Here is an 892-nt window from a genome sequence, read left to right on the forward strand (position 1 = left end):
GGTTCAGTTCGTCAAATGGGAAACCCCATGTCAAACTTGCACCATAACTTTGGTTGGTATAGTCAACGATACCCGCTTCCGATGCTTCAAATTCATCGTAGAAAATCTTACCGCCCAAGCTTACACCATCAAGGTTCCAGTATGGGTCGCGGTAGTCTAAGCTCACGTTCTTTTGATAGTCGTTCATCATCGCGTTGATACCAACGCGGTTACCGCTACCTAAGAAGTTGTCTTGTTGCAGACCAACTTGGAAGCTGACGCCCGATTCGGTACCGTAGCCAACACCAAAGTTTACGCTGCCTGAGTTCGCTTCTTTAACCGAGTAAACCAGATCAACTTGATCATCACTACCTGGTACACGAACCGTTTGTACTTCTACGTTTTCAAAATAGCCAAGACGGTTAAGTCGTGTCTTACCAGTTTCAATCGACTTGGAGTTTAGCCAGCTACCTTCCATTTGGCGCATTTCACGACGCAGCACTTCATCTTTCGTTGAGTTATTACCAGTAAAACGAATGTCGCGAACGTAAATTCGATTACCTGGATCAACATTCACAACCAAGGAGACTTGTTTGTTTTCATCGTCAAATTCAGGGATGGTGTTTACTTGAGGGTAAGCGTAGCCAGATTCACCAAGCACACGCTTGATGCCTTCTTCCATCGAAGTCACAAGAGAACCGTTGTACGTTTCATTGTCTTCGAATGGAACGAGTCGTTCGAAGGTCGCTTCTTCACCAATCAGGTCACCGCGGAATTTTACATCTTTGACGGTGTACACTTCGCCCTCTTCCAAGCCAAGAGTAATGTATACCCCTTTCTTGTCAGGAGAGATCGCAACTTGTGTAGAATCAACGTTAAATTTCAGGTAGCCGCGGTCAAGATAGAATGACTT

At 45.3% G+C, this 892-nt stretch carries 1 protein-coding gene; it reads right to left on the reverse strand.

All coding sequences use genetic code 11. The features are described from left to right. A partial coding sequence (gene bamA / locus R8N49_RS25755) for an outer membrane protein assembly factor BamA (protein WP_318190288.1) occupies window positions 1–892 on the reverse strand: 892 nt, incomplete at both ends.

This window comes from Vibrio sp. 1978 (assembly GCF_033344345.1).